Origin of the sequence: Klebsiella sp. EMBS2024 (assembly GCF_036233805.1) — a bacterium.
Classification (GTDB): domain Bacteria; phylum Pseudomonadota; class Gammaproteobacteria; order Enterobacterales; family Enterobacteriaceae; genus Klebsiella; species Klebsiella pneumoniae.
Window position 1 is genome coordinate 1,559,136 of the sequence record NZ_JAZARW010000001.1, and the last position, 2,686, is coordinate 1,561,821.

Here is a 2,686-nt window from a genome sequence, read left to right on the forward strand (position 1 = left end):
TGACGAGCCGATGCCGACTATCACTGCCGGCGGGCAGCACGTAGGGGAGGTTNCGACTCTGGCGGTCGAGGACTANGACGAAGAGCGCGCGCAGCANGTGCTGGCGTTCCTGCAGGAATACNGCGGGGAGGATTGCACCGGNNTGGTGNANATCGGCGGNGTNACTTACCGCATTNTTGATATCGGNATGCGNATGCTNCANCCGCATGAGCTNTACCGNGCGCAGGGNTTCCCNGANTGGTACATCATCGATCAGGATTACCGCGGNGTGAAGTATGCGAANGATAAGCAGGTNGCNCGCTGNGGCAATGCNGTNCCNCCNCCNTTNGCTGAGGCGCTGGTGAGGGCTAATTTGCCGGAGATGTGNCTGAAAAAAGACATTGCAGCATGATAAAGCCCGCTTCGGCGGGTTTTATCTTTTATGGCGAAAAATTAATCCAACAGGAGAATGGGGGGGCGAAAAGTGAACTTAAGCCCACAAAAGGACAAATCGGAAAAATTATTTGTAATACAATTATACACTCATTNGTTATGAGGTTTTTGTATGAAGATTTACCAGGCTCAACCACATGATGTGGATACTATCCTTCCCCTGTATCTCGGGTACCGTCGTTTCTACGAGGTCGAAGAAAATGCCTCGCAGGCCAGAGATTTTATTCTCAAGCGCCTTCAGCTTAATGAGTCCGTGATCTTTTACGCCGAGGTTGATGGNAAAGCGGTAGGCTTTACGCAGCTCTATCCTTTATTTTGCTCTCTTGAGATGAAACGTATTTGGTTGCTTTATGACCTTTTCGTTGATGAGTCAGCTCGNAAGCATGGTGTGGCACACAAACTAATCTCACGTGCTGAGCAACTGGCGAAGGAGAGCGATTCGGCATTTATTATGCTTAGTACCGCTACAGATAACATCCGTGCACAGGCGTTGTATGAGCGTAATGGATTTGTGCGAGATACTGAGTTCTTCGTGTATAACAAGTTTCTGAAATAAATGTTCGATGTAGCCATAATAANGTGGTTAGTTAATGCCTNGNGGGTTAGCTCACTACTTGAGTATGGCGTCAATGCNACTTACCCAGTGGTAGTCGTCTCNTCTAAACTGNCAGACTANACAANTGGANAGCCTTCTACTTTCAATTTTGCCAAAGTTGACAGAGAGAAATGGTANGGCAGCATGAGAAAACCCGCTTCGGCGGGTTTTCTTTTTTGCACTGGTAAATAGGGGCTTATACGATACACAAAATATGCCGTCGACAACCGCGCAAAACTTTTCACTCCGTTAGCCATGAAAGTTAAACAAAACTCCCAAACTTTCAATTGTGATAATCTCTTTTGAAAATAGTGGCTTGTAGGGTGATCTTCATCTGCCATCATATCTTCCGCACCGTGAAATTTTCACATGTAAGTGATTTAACATTAATTTATACTGTATAAAAACACAGTATATGANNNNGCTTCCGGGAGGTAGGGATGCGCAATGAGAGTAATGAGTACTACGATCTGGTTAAACGTTCTACAGGTGAAGTTATTGGCAGCATCAGGGCAGCAGGCCGGGTTCTGGTATACACGGCAAATGGTGTTACTTCTATGCGACCACTGCTTGAGGACGAGGGAGTATTTAATCTCAACGCAATGACCAGTTTTCTTCATCGCCTCGGCTACCGGGTTATCCCGCCTTCTGATAATATGAAATCAACGGCCTGAACAACCGTTGACCTACTGCGCCACGGAGAGAAACCATGGCGCAATTGCACTTAATAAANCANTCNCAAGGTNTNCTGATCCCNGCNACGCNGGAGACCAGNGATTTNNTGCAATCAAAATGCAAGCTCGGNNCCGTTCTGGANGCCGANTNTAAGCTTGTCCGNAATCCGGCGTTTCACCGCCGNTANTTNGCNTTACTCAATCTNGGNTTTGAATATTGGGAACCTACCGGCGGGGCGATTTCGTCTAANGAGCGCAGGCTTATCACAGGTTACGCCAAATACCTTGCTGCATATGGNGGGAGTGAATCGGCGTTNCTTGATGCCGCNGGGCAATATCTCGACCGNATAGCNGAGAAGCGATCCGGCTATATCAGTATTTGCAAATCNTTCGATGCTTACCGGGCGTGGGTCATCGTTGAAGCCGGCCACTATGACGCCATACANCTGCCGGACGGCACNCTGAAAAAACACCCTCGNAGCATTTCTTTCGCNAGCATGGACGAATGCGAATTCCAGGAACTGTACAAAGCATCGCTCGATGTTCTCTGGCGGTGGATCCTCTCTCGTTCNTTCAACAGCCTGCANGANGCTGAGAACGCCGCNAACCAGCTTTTAAGCTTCGCGGGGTGATGCCGATGAAACNCTCATGGTTTCACCATCTCGAATGCACAACGCAGCAGGCCGAAGAATTGGTAGCGAGATATCGTCAGCGGGGCGTAAAGGTCGAACGAAGCTTAAACCCTGACTTTATGACATGGACCGTCAGCGCGCAGCTGGTGGAGGACAAAAAACCGCCGCGGCCAGACTCTCGCTGGCGCAACAGGATGTGGGGGTGAGTATGGCNAACCTNCGCAAAGAGGCNCGNGGCCGCGAATGNACNGTGCGGATCCCNGGNNACTGCAACGGCAACCCGGANACCAGCGTGCTGGCGCATTACCGCCTGGCGGGTACGTGCGGCACAGGATGCAAGCCTGACGATACTC

4 protein-coding genes and 1 pseudogene are annotated in these 2,686 nt (G+C 49.7%); all 5 read left to right on the plus strand.

What is annotated here, in order from left to right; translation table 11 throughout:
* Positions 1-391, plus strand: a pseudogene (locus tag VZP09_RS07015) (DNA cytosine methyltransferase); the annotation flags it as partial.
* Between the two features lie 153 nt (positions 392-544).
* Positions 545-988, plus strand: a complete 444-nt coding sequence (locus VZP09_RS07020) for a GNAT family N-acetyltransferase (RefSeq protein WP_004179624.1) — start codon at positions 545-547, stop codon at positions 986-988.
* 479 nt (positions 989-1,467) lie between these two features.
* Positions 1,468-1,701, plus strand: coding sequence for a hypothetical protein (locus VZP09_RS07025; protein ID WP_072023040.1), 234 nt, complete (start codon positions 1,468-1,470; stop codon positions 1,699-1,701).
* 35 nt (positions 1,702-1,736) lie between these two features.
* Positions 1,737-2,333 (plus strand): DUF1367 family protein, encoded by a 597-nt coding sequence (locus VZP09_RS07030; RefSeq protein WP_328794989.1) that lies wholly within the window; start codon positions 1,737-1,739, stop codon positions 2,331-2,333.
* The gene (locus VZP09_RS07035; protein ID WP_328795471.1) at positions 2,333-2,539 is read left to right on the plus strand and encodes a hypothetical protein; all 207 of its coding nucleotides are present in this window, start codon (positions 2,333-2,335) and stop codon (positions 2,537-2,539) included. Before VZP09_RS07030 ends, VZP09_RS07035 begins: the two co-directional genes overlap by 1 nt.
* Positions 2,540-2,686 lie beyond the last annotated feature (147 nt).